General features: G+C 47.7%; 25 protein-coding genes and 1 rRNA gene. 14 read left to right on the forward strand and 12 right to left on the reverse strand.

All coding sequences use genetic code 11. The annotated features are described in order from the left end of the window. Nucleotides 1-106, reverse strand: a 16S ribosomal RNA gene (locus tag CIK04_RS13425); the annotation flags it as partial. A gap of 475 nt (nt 107-581) precedes the next feature. Between CIK04_RS13425 and CIK04_RS13430 the strand changes: the two genes are divergently transcribed. Beyond that, nucleotides 582-1,136: a gamma carbonic anhydrase family protein gene (locus CIK04_RS13430; protein WP_097353489.1), complete on the forward strand. Its 555-nt coding sequence runs from the start codon at nt 582-584 to the stop codon at nt 1,134-1,136. 1 nt (nt 1,137) lies between these two features. On the opposite strand, the gene CIK04_RS13435 is transcribed toward CIK04_RS13430, so the two are convergent. The 4 genes from CIK04_RS13435 to CIK04_RS13450 all read right to left on the reverse strand — a co-directional run bounded on the left by CIK04_RS13435 (nt 1,138) and on the right by CIK04_RS13450 (nt 3,854). Then, the gene (locus CIK04_RS13435) at nt 1,138-1,401 is read right to left on the reverse strand and encodes a DUF1488 domain-containing protein (RefSeq protein WP_038939095.1); all 264 of its coding nucleotides are present in this window, start codon (nt 1,399-1,401) and stop codon (nt 1,138-1,140) included. Between the two features lie 3 nt (nt 1,402-1,404). Beyond that, entirely contained in the window at nt 1,405-2,238 is an 834-nt protein-coding gene (aroE, locus tag CIK04_RS13440) for a shikimate dehydrogenase (RefSeq protein ID WP_097353490.1), read from the reverse strand. Nucleotides 2,239-2,350: 112 nt separating this feature from the next. Next, a complete protein-coding gene (hemF, locus tag CIK04_RS13445; protein WP_097353491.1) occupies nt 2,351-3,268 on the reverse strand; it encodes an oxygen-dependent coproporphyrinogen oxidase in 918 nt (305 codons plus the stop codon). Between the two features lie 28 nt (nt 3,269-3,296). Beyond that, complete coding sequence (locus CIK04_RS13450) at nt 3,297-3,854, reverse strand: L-threonylcarbamoyladenylate synthase (protein WP_176463337.1); 558 nt, start codon at nt 3,852-3,854, stop codon at nt 3,297-3,299. A 180-nt stretch (nt 3,855-4,034) separates the two neighbouring features. Between CIK04_RS13450 and purE the strand changes: the two genes are divergently transcribed. Both purE and CIK04_RS13460 read left to right on the forward strand, forming a co-directional pair. Then, nucleotides 4,035-4,520: a 5-(carboxyamino)imidazole ribonucleotide mutase gene (gene purE, locus CIK04_RS13455; protein ID WP_038939100.1), complete on the forward strand. Its 486-nt coding sequence runs from the start codon at nt 4,035-4,037 to the stop codon at nt 4,518-4,520. 3 nt (nt 4,521-4,523) lie between these two features. Continuing rightward, nucleotides 4,524-5,657 (forward strand): 5-(carboxyamino)imidazole ribonucleotide synthase, encoded by a 1,134-nt coding sequence (locus CIK04_RS13460; protein WP_097353493.1) that lies wholly within the window; start codon nt 4,524-4,526, stop codon nt 5,655-5,657. Between the two features lie 65 nt (nt 5,658-5,722). Here CIK04_RS13460 and CIK04_RS13465 read toward each other — a convergent pair whose 3' ends face one another. The 4 genes from CIK04_RS13465 to CIK04_RS13480 are packed head-to-tail and all read right to left on the reverse strand — an operon-like array spanning nt 5,723 to nt 8,998. Then, nucleotides 5,723-6,292 (reverse strand): type I DNA topoisomerase, encoded by a 570-nt coding sequence (locus CIK04_RS13465; protein ID WP_097353494.1) that lies wholly within the window; start codon nt 6,290-6,292, stop codon nt 5,723-5,725. Between the two features lie 23 nt (nt 6,293-6,315). Further along, nucleotides 6,316-6,795, reverse strand: a complete 480-nt coding sequence (locus tag CIK04_RS13470) for a DUF494 family protein (RefSeq protein ID WP_026050366.1) — start codon at nt 6,793-6,795, stop codon at nt 6,316-6,318. 2 nt (nt 6,796-6,797) lie between these two features. Continuing rightward, on the reverse strand, nt 6,798-7,901 hold the full coding sequence (dprA, locus tag CIK04_RS13475) for a DNA-processing protein DprA (protein ID WP_097353495.1): 1,104 nt from the start codon (nt 7,899-7,901) through the stop codon (nt 6,798-6,800). Next, entirely contained in the window at nt 7,901-8,998 is a 1,098-nt protein-coding gene (locus CIK04_RS13480; RefSeq protein ID WP_017419870.1) for a LysM peptidoglycan-binding domain-containing protein, read from the reverse strand. Before CIK04_RS13480 ends, dprA begins: the two co-directional genes overlap by 1 nt. Nucleotides 8,999-9,136: 138 nt before the next feature. Here CIK04_RS13480 and def point away from each other — a divergent pair, with 138 nt between their 5' ends. The 5 genes from def (at nt 9,137) to CIK04_RS13505 (ending at nt 14,879) form a co-directional block, all read left to right on the forward strand. Then, entirely contained in the window at nt 9,137-9,649 is a 513-nt protein-coding gene (gene def, locus CIK04_RS13485) for a peptide deformylase (RefSeq protein ID WP_038964320.1), read from the forward strand. Nucleotides 9,650-9,680: 31 nt separating this feature from the next. After that, on the forward strand, nt 9,681-10,628 hold the full coding sequence (fmt, locus tag CIK04_RS13490; RefSeq protein WP_039469749.1) for a methionyl-tRNA formyltransferase: 948 nt from the start codon (nt 9,681-9,683) through the stop codon (nt 10,626-10,628). Between the two features lie 83 nt (nt 10,629-10,711). Continuing rightward, nucleotides 10,712-11,992, forward strand: a complete 1,281-nt coding sequence (gene rsmB / locus CIK04_RS13495; RefSeq protein WP_097353496.1) for a 16S rRNA (cytosine(967)-C(5))-methyltransferase RsmB — start codon at nt 10,712-10,714, stop codon at nt 11,990-11,992. Between the two features lie 55 nt (nt 11,993-12,047). Then, nucleotides 12,048-13,424 (forward strand): Trk system potassium transporter TrkA, encoded by a 1,377-nt coding sequence (trkA, locus tag CIK04_RS13500; RefSeq protein ID WP_017419866.1) that lies wholly within the window; start codon nt 12,048-12,050, stop codon nt 13,422-13,424. A 9-nt stretch (nt 13,425-13,433) separates the two neighbouring features. After that, the gene (locus CIK04_RS13505) at nt 13,434-14,879 is read left to right on the forward strand and encodes a TrkH family potassium uptake protein (RefSeq protein WP_039542096.1); all 1,446 of its coding nucleotides are present in this window, start codon (nt 13,434-13,436) and stop codon (nt 14,877-14,879) included. A 47-nt stretch (nt 14,880-14,926) separates the two neighbouring features. Here CIK04_RS13505 and CIK04_RS13510 read toward each other — a convergent pair whose 3' ends face one another. Both CIK04_RS13510 and CIK04_RS13515 read right to left on the reverse strand, forming a co-directional pair. Further along, a complete protein-coding gene (locus tag CIK04_RS13510) occupies nt 14,927-15,571 on the reverse strand; it encodes a hemolysin III family protein (protein ID WP_017419864.1) in 645 nt (214 codons plus the stop codon). Nucleotides 15,572-15,723: 152 nt separating this feature from the next. Next, nucleotides 15,724-16,518 (reverse strand): sporulation protein, encoded by a 795-nt coding sequence (locus CIK04_RS13515; RefSeq protein ID WP_038940361.1) that lies wholly within the window; start codon nt 16,516-16,518, stop codon nt 15,724-15,726. Between the two features lie 316 nt (nt 16,519-16,834). Here CIK04_RS13515 and CIK04_RS32720 point away from each other — a divergent pair, with 316 nt between their 5' ends. From CIK04_RS32720 to CIK04_RS13535, 5 genes are all read left to right on the forward strand, one after another. After that, nucleotides 16,835-17,002: a hypothetical protein gene (locus tag CIK04_RS32720; RefSeq protein ID WP_011079074.1), complete on the forward strand. Its 168-nt coding sequence runs from the start codon at nt 16,835-16,837 to the stop codon at nt 17,000-17,002. Between the two features lie 118 nt (nt 17,003-17,120). Then, a complete protein-coding gene (locus CIK04_RS13520) occupies nt 17,121-17,387 on the forward strand; it encodes a YihD family protein (protein ID WP_097353497.1) in 267 nt (88 codons plus the stop codon). Nucleotides 17,388-17,662: 275 nt separating this feature from the next. After that, nucleotides 17,663-19,084, forward strand: a complete 1,422-nt coding sequence (gene ccoG / locus CIK04_RS13525) for a cytochrome c oxidase accessory protein CcoG (protein ID WP_026130558.1) — start codon at nt 17,663-17,665, stop codon at nt 19,082-19,084. A gap of 51 nt (nt 19,085-19,135) precedes the next feature. Beyond that, complete coding sequence (locus CIK04_RS13530; RefSeq protein WP_017419860.1) at nt 19,136-20,122, forward strand: serine/threonine protein kinase; 987 nt, start codon at nt 19,136-19,138, stop codon at nt 20,120-20,122. A gap of 32 nt (nt 20,123-20,154) precedes the next feature. Continuing rightward, a complete protein-coding gene (locus tag CIK04_RS13535; RefSeq protein ID WP_017789622.1) occupies nt 20,155-20,760 on the forward strand; it encodes a thiol:disulfide interchange protein DsbA/DsbL in 606 nt (201 codons plus the stop codon). Nucleotides 20,761-20,811: 51 nt separating this feature from the next. On the opposite strand, the gene CIK04_RS13540 is transcribed toward CIK04_RS13535, so the two are convergent. Continuing rightward, nucleotides 20,812-21,693 carry an acyltransferase gene (locus tag CIK04_RS13540; protein ID WP_017419858.1) on the reverse strand — a complete coding sequence of 294 codons (882 nt, stop codon included), beginning with the start codon at nt 21,691-21,693 and terminating at the stop codon, nt 20,812-20,814. Nucleotides 21,694-21,835: 142 nt separating this feature from the next. On the opposite strand from CIK04_RS13540, the gene CIK04_RS13545 reads away from it, so the two are divergent. Next, a complete protein-coding gene (locus CIK04_RS13545; RefSeq protein WP_097353498.1) occupies nt 21,836-22,810 on the forward strand; it encodes a DUF2860 domain-containing protein in 975 nt (324 codons plus the stop codon). Nucleotides 22,811-22,825 lie beyond the last annotated feature (15 nt).

Genomic DNA, 22,825 nt, shown 5'->3' on the forward strand with positions numbered 1-22,825 from the left:
GCCGCTCGCCACCCGAGAAACAAGTTTCTCTGTGCTGCCGCTCGACTTGCATGTGTTAGGCCTGCCGCCAGCGTTCAATCTGAGCCATGATCAAACTCTTCAATTAAAAGTTTTTTGAAGCTTTCGCTTCGGCTCAATGAATACTGAATAAATTGACTGTGCCGATACTTAGTATCGTTTTGGTCACTCAGTTCATTGATAAATCTTTTGGATTATCATCAACGAGTGCCCACACAGATTGATAGGTTTATATTGTTAAAGAGCTTTCTTCTTTTGTGAATCGCATCACTTCGGAAGAGGCGGCCATTTTAGCGAGTTAAGTTTTAGTGTCAACCACTTTTTTCAAAACTTTTTTCAGGTGATTCACCTGGCTAAATGCCTTGGCTGATGGGCCCTGGTTTCTTACGAAGCCTTGCCGTGTCAGCGAGGTGGCATTATAGAGATCGGCGTCACGTTGGCAAGCCCTTTTTCACGTTTTTTTTGATTTTTCTATCGTTTGAGTGTTTTTTATTCTAAACGGTGAATTTTTACTACTCTTCTCACTCGATATTACTATTGATAAGGCTTTATAAGGAGGAAAAATGAGTTCGATTAGAAGTTACAAAGGCATTCATCCCCAAATAGGCGAACGCGTCTATATCGATTCAACCTCTGTCATTGTCGGTGATATTCGAATAGGTGACGATTCGAGTATTTGGCCATTGGTTGCGGCACGTGGTGATGTTAACCATATCCACATCGGAGCTCGCACCAACATTCAAGATGGCAGCGTGCTGCACGTGACCCATAAAAACGCAGAAAATCCTCATGGCTACCCTTTGCTGATTGGTAATGACGTGACCATTGGCCACAAAGTGATGCTGCACGGCTGCGATATTCACGATCGTGTATTGGTTGGTATGGGGGCGATTGTTTTAGATGCTGTCGTGGTTGAATCAGACGTGATGATTGGCGCGGGCAGTCTAGTGCCGCCAGGAAAAAGATTAGAGAGCGGTTATCTTTATGTCGGTAGCCCAGTAAAACAAGCCCGTCCTCTATCAGAGAAAGAACGCGCTTTTTTACAAAAGTCAGCGGACAACTATGTCCAAAACAAGAATGACTATTTAAATGAAGTAAAAAACCTTCATGAAAGGTGAGTTAGTCGATAATGATATGGCCTTCTTCATTGAAGGCTTCATCTTCTATTAACTCTTCGGCTATTTCTTCCAGATCAAATCGGTAATCAATAAAAGCAGCGATCACGGCTTGTTCAGTATCGAGCTCTAAGCCAGATAACTTTTCTAGCTTATGTTTCTCCACAAAACACTCTATCAGTGCACCCGATTGTTGCGCTGCAAAGTTCACGGATTGTGATGCTTCATCCCAAGATTGCATGTCTGGAAATAAGATGGCTTGATTCATCGCTTATAGCCCTTCAAGATTTTTTCTTAACTCGCGCAAGATTTGTTTAGACCCGGGACGCAACCCTCGCCATAGCATGAAACTTTCGGCAGCTTGCCCAACTAGCATACCCAACCCGTCATAGGCATGAGCAGCGCCGTGTTGCTTAGCCCATTGATTGAAGGTGGTATCGCCCTTGCCATACATCATGTCGTAGCTAGTACTGTTGGCGGCGAATATAGAGGAAGAAATAGCTGGCAACTCACCACTCAATGATGCAGACGTAGAGTTGATAATAACATCGTACTCTTCATTCACTGTTTTCATCTCTTTTGCAGTAACAGACCCATAAGCAGCAAACAATGCAGCCAGTTCTTCGGCTTTAGAGAAAGTACGATTCGTAATGGTGAGAGAGACTGGCTTCTGGTCGAGTAGCGGTTTAAGCACGCCACGAGCTGCGCCCCCTGCTCCTATCACTAGAATACGTGCACCTTCTAACACAACTTGGTGCTGCAACAAATCTTGCACAAGGCCTGCGCCATCAGTGTTGTCACCAATGATGTCACCATCATCCAGTTTTTTTAGTGTGTTCACCGCACCAGCCAATTGGGCTCGCTCCGTTAAACGACTCGCAAACTGATACGCCTCTTCCTTAAAAGGTAAGGTCACATTGCACCCTTTTCCCCCTTCAGCAAAAAACGCTTTCATTGCCTCAACAAAGCCCTCTTTTGGCGCGCTTTCTGCTGTGTAGATTAAAGACTGGTTGGTTTGGCGGGCAAACAAGGTGTGAATAAATGGCGATTTACTGTGTCCGATAGGGTTGCCAAACACAGCATAACGATCGATTTGTTGAGTCATTTCCTTACCTTTGTTGTTCTTACCGCTTGCTTAACTATAGAGAAAACAGGGCCACCTGATTAACGATGACCCTATCACTATCTATCTATATAGAAAAGAGGAGATTCCTTGCTTACCATTCTCTCGGTTTTAAGTAATGCTGGTAAAGGTCCGCTTCTGGTGAACCAGTTTGTGGTTCATAGCTGTATTCCCAGCGAGCCAGTGGCGGCATCGACATCAAAATCGACTCGGTACGCCCACCACTTTGCAAGCCAAACAAAGTCCCGCGATCATACACTAGGTTAAACTCAACATAGCGGCCACGGCGATACAACTGGAACTCGCGTTCACGCTCGCCATACTCTGTGGCTTTACGACGTTCAACAATGGGTAAGTAAGCATCGCAATACCCTTCACCAACAGCGTTGATGTAGTCAAAGCACTTCTCAAACTCCCACAGATTGAGGTCATCAAAAAATAGGCCGCCGATACCTCGCGTTTCACCGCGGTGAGGCAAATAGAAATAGTCATCACACCAAGCTTTATGCTGCAGATACACATCAGCACCAAAGGGCGCACACACTTCCTTGGCGGTGTTGTGCCAAAATTGGCAATCCTCTTCAAACGGATAGAACGGAGTTAAGTCAAACCCACCACCAAACCACCAGATCGGTGCTTCCCCCTCTTTTTCAGCAATGAAGAAACGCACGTTTGCATGCGATGTCGGAACGTAAGGATTGTGAGGATGCATGACGAGAGAAACGCCCATGGCTTCGAATCGGCGCCCAGCCAATTCTGGACGATGCGCCGTTGCAGAAGCTGGCATTGCATTACCCTGCACATGGGAGAAGTTAACCCCCCCTTGCTCAAACACGTTGCCATCACGCATTACGCGTGTTCGGCCACCGCCACCTAATCGGTCTCCTGGCTCTCGATGCCAAGCATCTTCTATAAATGTTGCTTTGCCATCTTCTTGTTCCAGTCGTTGACAAATTTGATCTTGTAACTGCATCAAGTAAAGCTTGACCGCGTCTTTATCTATTGTGGACATCTAAACTACCTTTTGAAGCTGAGCAGGGTTATCCCTGTCTTAATAATTGTTCTGTACGAGCATCGCGGATTTCACTGGGTCGATGGCGCTCACCAATTTCACCAAGCAAAATGGTGGAGATCTGGTTGCCCAATTGACCTTGAACCTGCTCAACGGTTTTACATTCCGTTTGGCCTGACAAATTCGCACTGGTAGAGGTTAGCGGCTTTCCATACTCACTGCACAACTTTTGTACCAAAGGATGATCACTCACACGAACCGCAACGGTCTGGCGATAACCTGTGACGAGCGCCGACGCTCGTGCACTTGCTGGCATTACCCATGTATAAGGACCTGGCCAAGTGGCGAAAACTCTCTGAAGTTGCTCCGATGACAAACTTGTTAAATCGAGATACGGTTGAAGCTGTTGAAAATCAGCGGCGATCAAAATCAAGCCTTTATCTCTGGGTCGCTGTTTAATCGTCAGAAGACGCTCAATGGCCACCTCATTATCAGGATCGCAACCTAAGCCAAACACGCCCTCTGTCGGGTAAGCCACCACTTGACCTTGCTTTAACGCCTTCACGACTTGCTGTAAATTACTCACCACTTCTTCTCTCTAGATACTCAACCTACTACAAATAAGCCAATAACCCGCCGAATGCCAGCGAAAAACGCACGTGGTAGCTCTCACCCAAACGCAAACGTTTGCTTGGGGTAAAAAACCTCGTATAATGCGCACAAAATTGATCAGCTCACCCAATTATGCAGCTTGAAGGAGTTTGAGATGAAAGTCGGTATCATCATGGGTTCTAAATCGGATTGGCCAACCATGAAACTAGCAGCAGAAATGCTGGACAGATTTGGCGTGGAATACGAAACCAAAGTAGTTTCAGCACATCGAACTCCTCATCTCCTTGCTGAATATGCCTCAACCGCCAAAGAGCGTGGGTTGAAAGTGATTATTGCCGGTGCAGGTGGCGCGGCGCATTTACCTGGCATGGCGGCGGCATTTACCAGCTTGCCCGTTTTGGGCGTACCCGTGCAATCACGCGCGTTATCAGGGCTCGACTCTCTCTACTCTATTGTGCAAATGCCAAAAGGCATCGCAGTAGGGACATTGGCAATTGGTGAAGCTGGTGCAGCGAACGCTGGTCTTCTCGCTGCGCAAATCCTTGGAACTCACGACGAAAATATCATGGCCAAAGTTGAATCCTTCCGCCAAGAACAAACAGCAAGCGTCCTTGCTAACCCGAATCCTGCAGAGGACTAAATCATGCACGTATTGGTTCTGGGCGCTGGACAATTAGCACGTATGATGTCATTGGCTGGTGCGCCTTTGAATATCCAGATTTCTGCCTATGATGTGACAACGGGTGATGTCGTTCATCCTTTGACGTTGCATCTTCTTGGTCACGGCTTAGAGCAAGCGATTGAACACGTTGATGTGATCACAGCAGAGTTTGAACACATTCCTCATGACGTATTGGCGATCTGCCAAGCAAGTGGCAAGTTTCTTCCAAGCAGTGAGGCGATAAAGGCAGGTGGTGATCGTCGTTTGGAAAAAGCCTTGCTCGACAATGCGGGTGTACGCAATGCCAATTACTACGTCATTGAAACGCGTGAAGACTTCAATAAAGCGATTGAGCACGTTGGCATGCCAATGGTGCTAAAGAGCGCATTGGGAGGCTATGATGGTAAAGGGCAATGGCGTTTGAAAGATGCCGCGCAAATTGAAACCCTTTGGCAAGAGATGGCAGCTTGTATCGCGGCTACGCCAACTCAAGCGATTGTCGCTGAAGAATTTGTTCCATTTCAACGTGAAGTTTCATTGATTGGCGCTCGTGGTAAAGAAGGGCAGATCGAAGTCTACCCACTGGCAGAAAACATTCACGTCAATGGCGTGTTAAGCCTTTCAACGGCAATTGACTCACCAGAGCTGCAAGAGCAAGCACAACAAATGTTTACTGCTGTCGCTGAAACACTGAACTACGTTGGTGTGTTGGCGCTTGAATTTTTCGATGTCGACGGACAATTGTTAGTCAATGAAATTGCACCTAGAGTACATAACTCCGGCCATTGGACCCAGCAAGGAGCCGAAACTTGCCAGTTTGAAAATCACTTGCGCGCCGTTTGTGGTTTACCACTTGGTAGCACTAAGCTGGTTCGTGAAACCTCGATGATCAACATCCTTGGTGAAGATACTCTGCCCGCAAGCGTGATGGCGATGGACGGTTGTCATATTCATTGGTATGGCAAAGAGAAACGCGCAGGCCGAAAAATGGGCCATATCAACGTGTGTGGTGATTACAGCGGAGAGCTGCAGCGCAGCCTTTGCGCTCTCGCCAATGTATTGGATGAGAAAGCCTTTCCAGCGGTACATGAGTTTGCCAAAAAGTGGCAAGCGTAGTCGCCCTTTCGGCTTTTAAACAGATAGCAAAAGGGTCGCCATGTGCGACCCTTTTCAATGTGAACTCAACACGATTGAGCATGCTGACATTTGCGGTTTGCGCATTGTAACTTCACACCACTGGCGAGCTTCTTCTCAACCAACAAAGTAAAACCACACTCTTCACAACAACCTTTTACTGGTGGCTGGTTAACCGCAAACTTACACTTCGGATAGTTATCACAGGCATAGAAGGTTTTACCAAAGCGAGTTTTACGCTCAACTAAGTGTCCTTTGCCACACTCGGGGCAAGCAAACAACGCTTTGGGATTCTGCTCTGGTTCAGGCTGGTTGATTGGTTCAATATGATGGCAATGTGGGTAATGACTGCACCCGACAAACATGCCGTAACGTCCCTGACGAAGCACCAACTCGTTCCCGCACTCAGGGCAAGCGACCCCCAACTCTTTGACGATATGGCCATCATTTTGATGAAGGGGCTTGACGTAATCACACTGTGGGTACTGATTACACCCCAAAAACGCGCCATGCTTACCGTGTTTTAACACCAACTCTCCACAACATTGCGGACAAGGCGTATGCTCAAGCGCATGCTCATGAGCGGAAAACAAAGTGCGATCAATTTTACTACTCATAGATACTGTATTCACGGAACAATTTAGTGAAGAATGCCTTGCTCTTTGGTGTATAACAGCTCTTCCATTAGCGTGTAGGCGTTCTCGTTACCGGGAACATTGAATAGCACCATCAAAATAATCCACTTGAGATCTTCAAGCTCAAACTCATTGGTTTCCAACCCCATCACTCGGTCTATGACCATTTCACGAGTCTCAGTGGTTAACACATTGATCTGTTCTAGAAACAGCAAAAAGCCGCGACATTCTAGATCCAATCGTTGCATCTCTTTAGGTGTGTACACTCGTGTTGAAGAGATCGCACTGCAACGCGAAATAGCAGAGTGATCATCACTCTTTTGTAATGCTGCCAGCTCTTCTAACCAAAGAAGGGCTTTGTAGATATCTTGCTGGTGAAATCCCGCTCGAAGCAACTCGTCTTCAAGCTCATCTTGATCCACTTGTAAATCTGCATCGCTATGGATGTAGGTTTCAAATAGATACATCAGTATATCCATCATCATAGCTAGCCCCTCCCCCTTCGAATATAGCCACCGTTAACTGCAACAACATGCCCTGAAAGCTCAAGCTCTAAGAGCTGCATCATGACTTCTTGCACAGGTATATTGGTCCTGTTTGCTAGAATATCAACTGGTGTAGCCTCATTACCTACGTTAGCTAACAGCTGAGGAAATGGCAATTGTTCTTCAGTATTAGAGGAAGAAAATAAATCCGCTTGTTGGTTTGTCGACCAGTCAAGCAAGGTTTGCACTTCACTCAGTACATCCTCAACGCCAGTGACCAAACAAGCTCCGCTTTTTATCAGCGCGTTTCCACCACGTGCATTGGTAATATGAAGAGAACTAGGCAAAGCAAAGACTTCTCGGCCTTGCTCAGCGGCATAACGGGCAGTAATCAAAGAGCCACTTTTCTCTGCTGCTTCGACCACCAAAACCCCCAGAGACAAGCCACTAATGATTCGATTTCGACGAGGAAAATGTTCTGCTTTGGCTTTGGTACTCGGACGGAACTCCGAAACCAGCGCACCTTGTTGACAAATTCTCGCGGCAAGACCTTTATGGCGAGCGGGATAAATGTATTGAAAGCCCGAACCAAGTACTGCAACGGTTTCACCGCCCGCTGTCAGCGCACCATCATGGGCATGGCCATCAATCCCAAGCGCCAAACCACTGGTCACCACCAACCCATGCTGTACCAATTGAGCCGCAAAATCGCGGGCATGCTGCAACCCTTCCATGGTCGCATGACGACTTCCCACCAGCGCAACTTGTGGCTTGGTTAAACAATGAGGATCACCTTGTACAAACAGTTGGCAAGGCGGTGAAGCCGTTTCCTTAAGTAGCGGCGGATATAGGCCATCATGAAGGGTAATAATATGATGCTGGGAGGAAAGCTGCTGCCATTGAAGGGCGGCTTCAGCGTCTTGCTGAGCACTACTTCGCAAGGTGATGATTTGCTGGGACGACAGTCCCAGCGACAGTAGCTGCTCGTGGGAATAACGCAGAATATTGCGCGGGGAATCAATACTGAGTAACTTGGTTAGCTTCTTAACCCCAATATTGGGCGTAAAACTAAGTGCTAACCAAGCATGCAGTTCATCCTGACTCATCAGGGCGTTTGCGCCGTGGCTGATTCGTCAACTTGCACTGGCGCCACGACCAAAATGTCACGGCTGATCGGTTGAGTGCTGCGGGTGATCAACGCCAAGCTGAAATATTCGTAAGGACGAATGATCATCAACTCACCAATGCGGCTTTTCGGCAGGGAGATCTCATCCGAAGAACCACTTTTTTCGTAGCTGAATTGGCTATCACTGCTGCGATAAACGTTGTTTGAGGCTTTATAGAGTTCGAAAATATGCCCTTGACGTAAATTGTCTACTTTCCCCTTGTCCAAAATCACCACTTGGCTTGGTGCGCTGTAATCAATGCCATCAATACTGCCCAATATCTTGGCATCAACATCTTGAGGGGCTGGCGCAGGATAAAAGGTCGTAGACAGTTCTTCGACGAGGTTTTCAGATTGAGGCAATGCAATGTCGTTGATCAATACTTCTTGTCGCTGACTGGTCACTTCAATGCCGGAATAATCCTGTGCCGATTCTTTAAGCTCACCTTGCGCAACCACACGTAGCGCGATCATGTTGGCATCGGGATCGGCTCGTTCAAACTCTTGCACTTGACGATAAATCGCCCAATGGGTTTCCGTTTGTTGGCCACTGATGAAAATACGCTCATCTTTAGCAAGGTATTTTCGTCCATCACTGGTTCCCATCACGCGCGCGACACTGCTGAGCTTCTCTTTACTCAGCAGTCGGTCTGATTGCAGATAAGGCATCACTAACCCTTCATCCACTGTTGGAACCGCTTTTTTCTCCGTGATTCGAGCTTTCGGGCTCAATGTCACCACCGGTTTTAAACTCAACATCGGCTGGCCATTTTTCCACACTAAAGAGAGTTTATCGCCAGGATAGATTAAGTGAGGGTTGTCAATATCTGGGTTGATTTGCCACAAACGCGGCCATAGCCAAGGGCTATCCAAATAGAGCGCTGAGATATCCCAAAGAGTATCCCCCTTTACCACCACATAAGTTTGTGGCGCATCGGGCTTAATATTCAGTGGAGCTGGCGACTCTTGGGCTGCCACACTCACACTAAACAACAAGGGTAATAACACGCGTGAAGCGGCTTGCAGCACTGAGTTCATGCCTTAACTCCTAGATGGATTAGCGAAGCGACAAATGGGAAATTGCTGCTAGGATGCTGTCATTTAGGCTATAAAATGTCTAGAATTGAGCCAACAAGGTTTGTGCTGTTTCGGCACAGTTCAACATTTCGAGTGCATATGTCTGTATTACAAGTATTAACATTCCCGGATGATCGTCTTCGTACAGTAGCCAAACCGGTTGAAAAGGTGACACCAGAAATCCAAAAAATCGTCGATGACATGATTGAAACCATGTATGACGAAGAAGGTATTGGCCTTGCCGCCACGCAAGTCGATATTCATCAACGCATCGTTGTGATTGATATTTCTGAGAGCCGTAACGAGCCGATGGTGTTAATCAATCCTGAAATTTTAGAAAAGCGTGGCGAAGATGGCATTGAAGAGGGCTGTCTATCGGTCCCAGGTGCCCGCGCACTAGTGCCACGCGCCGCTGAAGTCACGGTTAAAGCGTTAGATCGTGATGGAAACGAGTTCACCCTCGAAGCCGATGATTTACTGGCTATCTGTATTCAACACGAGTTGGATCACCTGCAAGGTAAGCTGTTTGTCGATTACCTATCACCACTCAAGCGCAAGCGTATCCAAGACAAGCTAGCCAAAATCAAACGTTTTAACGAGAAACAGCGCTAAATCGCGCTGATACCATAAGAAGGAAGGTACCTTGAGCAAGCCTTTACGTATTGTATTTGCAGGTACTCCGGACTTCGCCGCCCAGCATTTGGCGGCGTTGTTGTCTTCGGAGCATGAAGTCATTGCGGTTTACACCCAACCTGATCGCCCAGCCGGTCGCGGGAAAAAACTCACTGCAAGCCCTGTCAAAACCATTGCTTTGGAACACAACATCCCGGTTTATCAACCAGAAAACTTTAAGTCTGACGAAGCCAAACAAGCCCTCGCGGATCTCAATGCTGACATCATGGTCGTGGTCGCTTATGGCCTGTTATTGCCACAAGCGGTGTTAGATACACCGAAGTTGGGTTGTATCAACGTGCACGGTTCGATTCTGCCTCGCTGGCGCGGTGCTGCGCCAATTCAGCGATCAATTTGGGCGGGTGATGCTGAAACGGGCGTGACCATCATGCAAATGGACATCGGCCTAGATACCGGTGACATGCTGAAAATTGCCACGCTACCGATCGACACAAGCGATACCAGTGCCACCATGTACGATAAATTGGCTCAACTTGGCCCTGTTGCGTTAGTTGAGTGTTTAGCCGATATCGCCGCAGGTACAGCCATCGCGATTAAACAAGATGACGAGCGAGCAAACTACGCCAAGAAACTGAGTAAAGAAGAAGCTCGCATCAATTGGCAAGACGATGCAGAGCACATCGAACGTTGTGTCCGTGCTTTCAATCCGTGGCCAATGAGCCATTTCGAAGTGGCGGAAAACAGCATTAAGGTGTGGCAAAGCCGCGTCGAAGCGAGCAGTCATGACGCCCCTGCGGGGACCATCCTAAAAGCGGATAAAAGCGGCATTTATGTCGCCACTGGCCATGGCAGCCTAGTGTTGGAACACATCCAAATTCCAGGCAAAAAAGCGATGCCTGTACAAGATGTTCTCAACGCTCGCGCCGCTTGGTTTGAAGTTGGCAGTGTACTGAGTTAACCTGCCAAGCAATCGGGCATTTTTGTCCAGTTTAAGAACTTTACGAGGGCAGAGACGCCCTCTTTAACTTTAAGGTACTCATCATGAATGTTCGCGCTGCGGCTGCAAACGTCTTGTATCAAGTTGTCGACCGAGGCAACTCTCTATCGACCGCCCTTCCTGAAGCTCAACAATCCATTCGCCCTCGCGACCACGCCTTACTGCAAGAGATCTGCTACGGCGCGTTACGCTACCTGCCTCGTTTAGAGAGCATTGCCGGTAAGTTGATGGATAAGCCACTCAAAGGTAAACAACGTGTTTTTCATCACCTCATTTTGGTTGGCTTATACCAATTAGGTCACATGCGTATTCCAGCGCACGCGGCGGTTGGTGAGACAGTGGAAGGCGCGCAAGCACTGAAAGGGCCTCGCTTACGCGGCTTGATCAATGCGGTTTTACGCAACTATCAGCGTGAACAACAAGCATTAGATGAGTTCTCTATCAGCCACAATGCCGGCAAGTACGTTCACCCAAGTTGGCTACTGAAAATCCTACAAGACGCTTACCCTGAGCAATGGCAGACGATTGTTGAAGCCAACAATAACAAAGCGCCAATGTGGCTGCGTGTGAATCACGCCCACCATGACCGCGATGAATATCTGCAACTGCTCAAAAATGCAAACATTGATAGCACCCTGCACAGTGAAGCGATGGACGCCATAAAATTGGCCGCCCCTTGCGATGTACACAGTTTGCCAGGGTTTGAGCAAGGCTGGGTATCGGTGCAAGATGCCGCTGCACAGTTGTCGTTTAACTATCTACAACCTAAAGATGGCGAACTGATCCTCGATTGCTGCGCCGCACCTGGTGGTAAAACCGCACACATTTTAGAGCGAGTCTCTGCTCGTGAAGTCGTAGCACTGGACTGCGATGAACAACGCTTGAAAAGAGTGACGGAAAACCTGAAACGCCTCAATCTTCAAGCAAAAGTGATTTGCGGTGACGCGCGCAATCCTGAACAATGGTGGCAAGGTGAACAATTTGACCGTATTTTGCTCGATGCTCCTTGCTCTGCCACAGGGGTGATTCGTCGTCACCCTGACATAAAATGGCTACGCCGAGCAGAAGACATTGCGGCTCTCGCTGAGCTACAAAGCGAAATTTTTGATGCCATGTGGGCACAACTTAAGCCCGGCGGTACCTTGGTTTACGCTACTTGTTCTATCACCCCAATGGAAAACATGGAGCAAGTGAAAGCTTTCCTCGCAAGAACACCAGAAGCACAACTGATTGGCTCTGAACGCGAGAATCCAGGCCGTCAGATTCTTCCAGGGGAAGAAGATATGGATGGCTTCTATTATGCAGTGCTGGTTAAGCAAGCATAAGCAAACTGGCGATTGAATCTCTTCAATCGCCTTTTTCGAATTACGAGAACAGAGTATGAAAATCATTATTCTTGGCGCAGGTCAGGTTGGCGGCACGCTGGCAGAAAATCTGGTTGGCGAAAATAACGATATCACTATTGTCGATAAAAATGGCGACCGTCTGAGAGAGCTGCAGGACAAATATGACTTGCGAGTGGTGAATGGCCACGCCAGTCACCCGGACGTGCTACACGAAGCAGGCGCACAAGATGCCGACATGCTGGTGGCCGTGACCAATACTGATGAAACCAACATGGCTGCTTGTCAGGTGGCTTTTACTCTGTTCAACACCCCCAACCGAATTGCTCGCATTCGCTCACCGCAATACTTAATGCAAAAAGAAGCGCTGTTTAAATCCGGCGCGATTCCTGTCGATCATTTGATTGCCCCCGAGGAGCTGGTGACCAGCTACATTGAACGTTTGATTCAATACCCTGGAGCATTGCAAGTGGTGAGCTTTGCAGAAGAAAAAGTCAGCCTCGTTGCCGTAAAAGCTTACTATGGCGGCCCGTTGGTGGGTAACGCACTTTCTGCCTTACGCGAACACATGCCTCACATTGATACCCGTGTTGCCGCGATTTTCCGCCAAGGCCGTCCGATTCGTCCTCAAGGCACCACCATCATTGAAGCCGATGACGAAGTCTTTTTCGTTGCCGCCAGCAACCATATTCGCTCTGTGATGAGTGAGTTACAACGACTGGAAAAACCTTATCGCCGTATCATGATCGTCGGTGGTGGTAACATCGGTGCCAGCTTAGCCAAGCGTTTAGAACAAACCTACAGCGTGAAACTGATTGAGCGCAACCTACAGCGAGCAGAAAAGCTTTCAGAAGAGTTGGAAAACACCATCGTGTTTTGTGGTGATGCTGCTGATCAAGAGCTGCTAACCGAAGAGAATATCGACCAAGTCGACGTTTTTATCGCCCTCACCAACGAGGACGAAACCAACATCATGTCAGCGATGTTGGCCAAACGCATGGGTGCTAAAAAGGTAATGGTACTTATCCAGCGTGGTGCTTACGTCGACCTAGTGCAAGGCGGCGTCATTGATGTGGCCATTTCACCTCAACAAGCGACCATTTCAGCGCTCTTGACCCACGTTCGTCGTGCTGACATCGTCAACGTATCGTCTCTACGCCGCGGCGCTGCTGAAGCAATTGAAGCGGTGGCACACGGCGACGAAAGCAACTCGAAAGTGGTGGGCCGCGCCGTTGGCGACATCAAACTGCCACCGGGCACCACCATTGGCGCGATTGTGCGTGGTGAAGAGGTGCTCATTGCCCATGACCGCACCGTGATTGAACAAGATGATCACGTAGTGATGTTCTTGGTTGATAAGAAATACGTACCAGACGTCGAAGCCTTGTTCCAGCCGAGCCCATTCTTCCTCTAGGATTTTCCTATGGTGAACTTTCGTCCCGTACTGTTTGTGATTGGGCTAGTGCTTTCCAAGCTCGCCCTTTTCATGTACGTCCCTACCCTTGTGGCCTTTTTTACTGGCACAGGCGGCTTTCTTGATTTCGGCCAAGCGGTGTTGATCACCCATTTTGCCGCGTTTGTCTGCCTGAGCATTGGCCGCACCGCACACTTTAAACTCAGTGTGCGCGACATGTTCCTTATCACCAGTTTGGTGTGGACCATCGCCAGCGCGTTTGCCGCGCTACCGTTTATGTTTATCAACCACATCAGCTTTACTGACGCCTACTTCGAAACCATGTCTGGTATCACCACCACTGGTTCCACCGTGCTAAGCGGTTTGGATAACATGGCTCCGAGTATTTTGCTGTGGCGTTCGATCTTACAATGGCTCGGAGGGATTGGCTTTATTGTGATGGCCGTTGCGGTGTTGCCGATGCTTAACGTCGGTGGGATGAAGCTGTTCCAAACAGAATCTTCCGATTGGTCAGACAAAAGCAGCCCAAGAGCCAAAACCGTAGCGAAAAACATTGTGGTGGTGTACTTGGTACTCACCGGACTATGTTTGATTGGGTATCTACTGACCGGAATGAACCTGTTTGATGCCATCAACCATTCCTTCACCACGCTTTCAACGGGCGGCTACTCCACTTCTGATGGTTCAATGAACCATTTTTCTAACGGCGCACACTGGATAGCAACCTTGTTTATGTTCTTGGGTGGCTTGCCGTTTTTGTTGTTTGTTTCGGCGATGCGCAAGCGCCGATTAGACGCTTTAATCAAAGACGCTCAAGTACGTGGTTTTACCTACCTGTTTTTAGGCACCAGCTTGGTCATTTCGGCTTGGTTGGTGATTCGTGACGGTTACACTATTGCTGACGCACTACGCGTGGCGATGTTTAACATTGTTTCTGTGGTGACGACGACGGGTTTTGGTTTAGAGGATTTCACCGCCTGGGGCGCACTCCCAACGACCTTGTTTGCGTTTTTGATGATGGCGGGCGCCTGTTCAGGCTCCACTTCTGGCGGCATTAAGATCTTCCGCTTCCAGATCGCCATGACACTGCTGAATAAACAGATCATGAAACTGATTCACCCATCAGGCATTTTTGTCCAACGCTACAATCAACGACCAGTGAATGATGACATTGTGCGCTCTGTGGTGGCGTTTGGTTTAATGTTCTTCATTACCATCATCGCCATTGCGGGCGGCTTAAGCGCGATGGGGCTTGACCCCGTCACCAGCATTTCTGGCTCAATTACCGCGGTGGCCAACGTCGGCCCAGGTATGGGCAGCATCATTGGGCCAACAGGTAACTTCGCTCCGCTGCCTGATGCCGCTAAGTGGCTTCTCAGTTTAGGTATGTTGATGGGACGCTTAGAAATTCTCACCTTATTGGTGCTGTTTTTTCCTGCTTTCTGGCGCCGTTAAGTTTTGTCGAAGCGGGCTATCTACAACCCCAAAACAAAGAACCCGGTTTAAACCGGGTTCACATAAAGATAGATCGCGAGGAAGTGACAAACACAGCCAGCCAACACAAAACAGTGCCAAATGGCATGATTGTAGGGGATCTTCTTCGCCACATAGAAAATAACCCCGAGAGAATAAATCAATCCACCGGCAGCGAGCAGCGTCAAGCCTCCAATCTCTAATGAGATCGCCAATTGGTAAATCACTATCAGTGACAACCAACCCATCAACAGATAGCTCACCAAGGAAAAGCGCTTAAAGCGATAGACAAACGCCACTTTCATAATGATGCCCAACAAGGCTATCGACCAAATCACAATCATTAAGCCGATCGCCAAAGGCGTGCGCAAACTCACCAACAGGAACGGGGTATAACTGCCCGCGATGAGCAGATAAATCGCACTGTGGTCAAAGGTTTTGAGCCAACGTTTTGCCTTAGGATGAGGAATGGCATGGTAAAGCGTCGAAGCCAAAAACAACACAATGATGCTCGACCCGTAAATCGCCATGCTGGCAATGGTCAGCCCATCGGCATGGTGCTCCGTAGCTTTCACCAACAGCATCACCAAACCAACAATACCAAAAATCATGCCTAACCCGTGTGTGGCCGCATTCGCCACTTCTTCACGCACACTATATTGACTGACTGACATAGCAAATACACTGAAACCTCTAATGGAATAGTTGCTCTAGTATGTCACACTTAGCTTACACGTGTAAGCTAAAAAGGTTAAATTTTGGTTATTTGATGTCGGCTTAAAGTCAGAGCGTATTTTTCGCTTTTCCATCATCATGTGAGTGAATGCTAGGTCGTTTCTTCTAAATAACCCAGCACTTTCTCTCCCGCCTGTTTTGCCGAAAAGTCCAGTGGTAACACCAACTCTCGCTGTAGTTTTCCTAACCCCAGCAAACTTGCCAACATGCCTCTTCCCCCTTCACGATGGCGATCAATTTCAAACCATAACTTCAGTTCACTCGGGGAACGATACGCCACCACTTCCAGCTCACGCCAACGACCATGAAATGGCCCAGTGGTTGGAACAAACTCAAACTCTTGCACAAAGGGCAGTTCAAAGCCTTTCACTTCTTCACACTCCACTTGGCGAATACGCAACCCTTGCTCTTCCAAAGCGGTAAAAATGCCGTCCATCATAGGATCAGGCCTTACGGTGAGCATGTCTTTGTCTGTAGGGTCAATCGCCAAAGCGATATCCAAACCGGTTTCCAACCACACTTTGGCATCACCAATGGTAATTGGGGTGTTGAACGGAATGTCTAACGCGACATCAAACACCCGCTCTTCACTCGGTTTGATGACAAACGCGTATGGCAGGCTCCAACTGGCCAGCACATGACTTTGTGGCACGCGGCGAGTTTGTTGCCCTTGAGAGCTGCTGCCGCGATCTTCTTTGACTTCCGCAATGTAGCGACAACACAGCTTCAAATGAATATTGTCGATCTCTTGCTCACTCGAACCGCCATAAACATGCACCTTAATGTTGGCCGCTTGGCCGGGGTACAGCACTTCTTGCTGTAAGATGGAATCAACTTTCGCACTTCCAATACCAAAACTGGCGAGGGTTTTCTTCAAAAATGACATACGCACCTCCTGCTGCTGTTCTGATAGTACTGATAATTTCTGATTGGGTACTACTATCTAGCTCACATCTCATTGGATATTTATCAAGATTGTAACGTTTTGCAGACATTTTTTTATCGTAGCAACTGCTCAACTATCGATCGATCAGCATAACGGTGCTACTCTATGTTCGATATGCATGCATATCATTATTCCTGCACTTTTATTTGGATTGGCGAAAGCCAGAAAGAGCCAACCTTCACTCAACTGAAGCTCAACTCATAAAAATGTAGGCCATTACATTGGCAATGGATATGCCTGACAGTTAGGTAACTTAATGCGCCCAACAACAGTCAGGTTCTCGCACACCAATCGCAGTGCGATGCGTCGTCGTAGCGGCTTTGCCGCAGCTCCGACAAGCAAAAAAACGGCTTCAGGTATGACCTTGGTCGAGAAAAATGCACTTATGCCGCAGACTCCGGCTAAAGTCGTTCAAGCCGCTTAATTAAAAAGCGCAGCCACCGCTGCGCTTTTTTCTTTCTCTCCACTCGGTTTGTTATTTTGCTTCGCCAAGCAATTTGATACCTTTACGCCAAAGACCTATAAAATTTGTGGAGAAAGAAATGAAGTGTCACCGTATTGAAGAGCTACTTGAGTTGCTTGAGCCAGAATGGCAAAAAGACCAAGATATGAACTTACTGCAGTTTATCGTTAAGCTAGCGGGTGAAGCGGGTTATCACGGCAAGCTAGAAGAGCTGACTGACGATGTGCTGATCTACCACCTAAAAATGCGTAACAGTGCGAAAGATGAAATGATTCCTGGCCTGAAAAAAGACCAAGAAGATGATTTCAAAACAGCGATTCTACGCGCACGCGGTATCATTAAATAAGTTAACAACTCACTCACTAAGCGACCTTTTGGTCGCTTTTTTATTTTCTGCCACTGTTCAGCGAAAAATTGCGTTAATTGTCCTGCTTTTTGTTGTTAAAGGTTGATAGCCTTAAAGAAATACAAATGTTATTGATTGTATAATCGTCGTCCATCAGTTTTTACTAAAATATTAGCAAAGCCTTATTGTGTATAAACACATCGGCATTTGTGAGCAAAGTCAGTGAGCACAAACCAAGAGAAATTGCGCCATTAAAGCCTAAGAAGGATCAATCCATGAGTCAGGATAAAATCGATATCAAAGATGTGACTCCGAAAACCTTTAACCCCAAGACCCACAAAGGCAAGGGGGATAGGTTTAACCCAAATAACCGCATTTACGTACGTGAGAGTAAAGGCACATTCCAAAAACTACGCCGATATGGTGGCTGGTTTTTGCTGCTGCTATTTACTTTAACTCCTTGGATTTCCTACGGCGATCGCCAAGCGATTCTGTTGGATATCGGTAGCCAACAATTTAACTTTTTCGGCACTACCCTCTACCCACAAGACCTGACCTTGCTGGCCTTGCTGTTTATGATTGCCGCCTTTGGTCTGTTTTTCATCACCACCTTTTTGGGCCGAGTGTGGTGTGGCTACTTATGCCCACAAACCGTTTGGACCTTTATGTACATCTGGTTTGAAGAGAAGCTCGAGGGCAGCGCCAACAAACGGCGCAAGCAAGATTCCGGCAAACTGACGCCCAATCTCGCCATGCGAAAAAGCGCCAAGCATATCGCGTGGTTTGCCATCGCGCTCGCGACAGGCTTCACCTTCGTCGGTTATTTTGTCCCGGTACGTGAACTGGTGGTGGATTTCTTTACCTTTAACGCCAGCTTCTGGCCTGTTTTCTGGGTGATGTTCTTTGCCATCTGTACCTACGCCAACGCAGGTTGGATGCGCTCTATCGTTTGTTTGCACATGTGCCCTTACGCGCGCTTCCAATCGGCGATGTTTGATAAAGACACCTTCATCGTCGGCTATGACAGTCAACGCGGCGAACAGCGTGGCCCACGTTCACGCAAGGCCGATCCGAAGCAGCTCGGGTTAGGTGACTGTATTGATTGCGATCTGTGTGTGCAAGTGTGCCCAACGGGCATTGATATTCGCGATGGCCTGCAATACGAGTGTATTAACTGTGGCGCGTGTATCGATGCCTGTAATACCACCATGGATAAAATGGGCTATGAAAAAGGGTTGATCAACTACACCACCGAGCATCGTCTGTCCGGGAAACACACCAAAGTCATGCGACCTAAGTTGATCGGTTATGGCTTGGTGTTGCTGATGATGTTGGGTTTGTTCTTCGCACAAATTGCGGCCGTCGATCCTGCTGGCCTCAGCGTAATTCGCGATCGCAACCAGTTGTTCCGCGTCAACAGTGCCGGTGAAGTGGAAAATACCTACACCCTCAAAATCATCAACAAAACTCAACAAGTGCAAGAATATCACTTGGATGTGAAGGGGCTCAGTGATGTAACTTGGTATGGTAAGCAAACCATTCAGGTCAACCCAGGCGAAGTTCTCAACTTACCACTCAGTCTTGGCGTGGATCCCGAGAAGCTCTCCTCTCCAATTAGCACGATTCAGTTTATACTGGACGACAAGAGCAACGACTTCACCATTGAAGTAGAAAGCCGTTTCATCAAGAAACTGTAACTTCAACCCAATTCATGGACAAAGGCTCAGCAATGAGCCTTTTTATTTACTATGTCGCTAGGCGCATTCAATTTTGACGCATTAACGCCCGATTTTATGTGGTATGCCCTTGAGAGCATCGGCATTCGCGCTGAATCAGGCTTATTGCCTCTCAACAGCTATGAAAACCGCGTATACCAGTTCACCGATGAAGAGCGTCGCCGTTTTGTGGTGAAGTTTTATCGCCCAGAGCGTTGGACGCCGGCACAAATTGTTGAAGAACATCAGTTCACTCAAGAGCTGGTGGAAAATGACATTCCTGTCGCCGCTCCGGTCAACATCAACGGTGCCACCCTACATCATTACCAAGGCTACCAATTTGCCTTGTTCAACAGTGTCGGTGGCCGTCAATTTGAAGTGGATAATCTCGATCAACTCGAGTGGGTTGGCCGCTTCCTCGGTCGAATTCACCAAGTGGGTGCAAAACAGAGATTCCAGCACAGACCTAGCATAGGGCTAGATGAGTACCTCTATCAGCCACGCGCACTCTTGCAACAATGCAACATGATCCCGATGCATTTAGAGAACAGCTTCTTTCAGGATCTCGACCGACTCATCGCCGCCATTGAAGCGCAGTGGCCAAAAAACACTCACGCTATCCGCTTGCACGGTGATTGTCATCCCGGCAATATTTTATGGCGTGATGGCCCGATGTTTGTTGACTTAGATGACGCGCGCAATGGCCCTGCGGTTCAAGATCTCTGGATGTTGCTCAATGGTGATCGCCAAGAAAAGCTCATGCAACTCGATATTTTGCTGGAGTCGTATGGCGAATTTAGTGATTTTTCGCACCAAGAGTTGAAACTGATCGAGCCTTTGCGTGGTCTACGAATGGTGCATTATATGGCATGGTTAGCAAAACGATGGCAAGACCCCGCGTTCCCACTCGCTTTTCCTTGGTTTAATGAGCCAAAATACTGGGAAGGTCAGGTATTGGCGTTTAAAGAACAAATCGCCGCATTGGAGGAACCCCCTCTTTCATTGATGCCACAGTGGTAACTGCCTCAATAACATAACGGAGAAATAAATAGATGAAGAAACTGTTCGCGTTTTTTTCAATGCTGTTACTCAGCCTGACAGCCAACGCAGCGACCCAATTTAAAGAAGGTGAACACTACAAGGTGCTGGATACGCAAGTTTCTAAAAAGCCCATGGTAAGTGAATTTTTCTCTTTCTACTGCCCACACTGTAATACGTTCGAGCCCATCATCCAGCAGCTCAAAGCACAGTTACCGGAAGGGGTAAAACTGCAAAAAAACCACGTTTCCTTTATGGGTGGTGCGATGGGGCCATCAATGAGCAAAGCTTACGCCACCATGATCGCACTTAAAGTCGAAGACAAAATGGTGCCAGTGATGTTCAACCGCATCCACAACATGCGTAAAGCGCCAAAAGATGACGCAGAACTGCGCCAGATCTTCCTTGATGAAGGTGTTGATGCGACTAAATTCGATGCAGCCTTTAACGGTTTCGCCGTCGATTCAATGGTGCGCCGTTTTGACAAGCAGTTTAAAGACAGTGGCCTTTCTGGTGTACCTGCGGTGATTGTAAACAACAAATACCTCGTGCAGGCTCAAGGCATCAAGACCATGGATGAGTATTTCGAACTGGTGAATTTCCTGCTGAAAAAACAGTAAGCACCCAACGACAACTCACAAAAAACAGGGAGCCGTTGTGCTCCCTGATGTTTATCCTTTGTGGATCTCTTTCAACAACTGATCTTTTTCTTGCCAAACATCCCCTAACCAGAGCTGAAATTGGCGTTTATACGGCTTATCGTTGAAGTAATCCCCTTTCACCTGATCATCCACCGGCAGCAAACGAATCTTTACAACCACTTTGCGCATCCGACCCATTAACATATCTTGGAAAGGTTTATCAGTATTTTTCGGGTAGGCTAACGTCACATCGATAATGTGATCAAACTGCTCACCCATCGCCGCGAGTGTATAAGCGATACCACCGGATTTCGGCTGTAACAGATAATCGTACCCCGCGTTACTTTTGTTTCGTTTTTCAGTCGTAAAGCGAGTGCCTTCCACATAGTTGACCACCGTAGTGGGCGTATGACGAAACTTCTCGCAAGAACGACGCGTCGTTGCCAAATCTTGTCCGCGCTTTTCTGGATGACGGATCAAATATTCACGCGAGTAACGGCGCATAAACGGCATGTCCAATGCCCAACAAGCCATACCAATAAAAGGCACGTACAGCAGTTGTTGCTTGAGAAAGAACTTGGGCATGGGAATGCGATCCTTAAACACGCAACACAACACCACAATATCGGTCCAGCTCAGATGATTACTGATCATCAGATACCATCCCTCTTTTTTCAGCCCTTCACCGCCTTCGATATCCCATTCGATGCGGTTAAACATCACCAAAATCGCTGCGTTAACCGTCGCCCATAACCACATCATTTTGTTCGCCGCATCGGTTGCTTTCGCTTTCAGCCCTTGAGTCGGCAAGACCAGTTTGACGATCGCAATCAAACAGATCGTCATTGAGCACATTGCAGAATTAAGAATGACCAAAAAAACGTTAATAAAAAGTAACAGATATGCCAACATAGTGATGTTCGAAAACTCTTATATTCGATGAAGAAAAAAACAGCGTGTAATTATACTGCTCCCAGCCCAGTTTGGAATCTTTGTCAAAATGGTCAGATTAGTTTGTGACCGAAAAGGTGGGAAGTCTCTCTCGTCAGGATGAATGGCTAAAGGAATCGCAATGAAAAATCGAATCTTAATCACGACGGCTGCACTGTTTGCTCCGCTCACTCATGCAGCACTCAATGAAGCGGCAGGTTTTAGTGGTGAAATTTCACTGATTACTGGCTTTGGTGCCTCGGAATCTCATTTTAATACCGACGGTAATGCAACCATCAACAGTGACAAGCAAGCCCCCTCAAGTGAAAGTGCGGTGTTGTTCGCGCCCTTAGGTAATATCGCTTACACCTTTGGAGATCAACTCGAGCATCAAGTTTACCTCGGTACCGCGAGAGAGGATATTGCCGTTGGTACCCTTGCCTTTGAGTTGGGTTATCAGTACCAATTGAACTCTGGCGTGGTGATCGATTTTTCATTGTTGCCAACCGTGATGTCAGGAGAAACTTGGCAAGACCCTTATCTGCTCAATCAGAAGCGCACGGTCACCGATGAAAGTGGTATCGCCTATCGCCTGCAGTTTCACAACCTCTGGGGTGGCAACGTTAATCTCGACACCGCATATGGCACCAAAAAACTGGATAAAGACACCATCACCGATCCAAGCCTCAAACGTGATGGCGAAAGTTATTATGCCAAACTGGATTACCGCTACCGACTCAAACCCACCAGCCTTGTCCAACCCGCTGTGGTTTACTTAAAGCATCAAGCGGATGGCAAAGCGGCCTCTTATGATTCACTCGGGGCTGAAGTGAGTTGGTTTAATCTGTTTGCTAAGCACCGCTTAGTTCTGACCGCGGGTTATAAAGTGCAAGATTATCAAGCCGCCAGCCAACGATTTGGCAAAACGCGTGAAGACCAACAGCTCAGCCTATTTCTTGCTTATGAATATGCCCAACTGTTCTCTTCCCCCGATTGGTCTTTCGTTGCTCTGGCTGGGTACAACCAAACCGACTCCAATATCAAGTTTTACGAGCAGAGTGATTACTTACTTTCTGTTGGCGTGAACTACAAGTTTTAACTCATCGCCACCGCG

This window comes from Vibrio sp. 03_296, assembly GCF_002265885.1.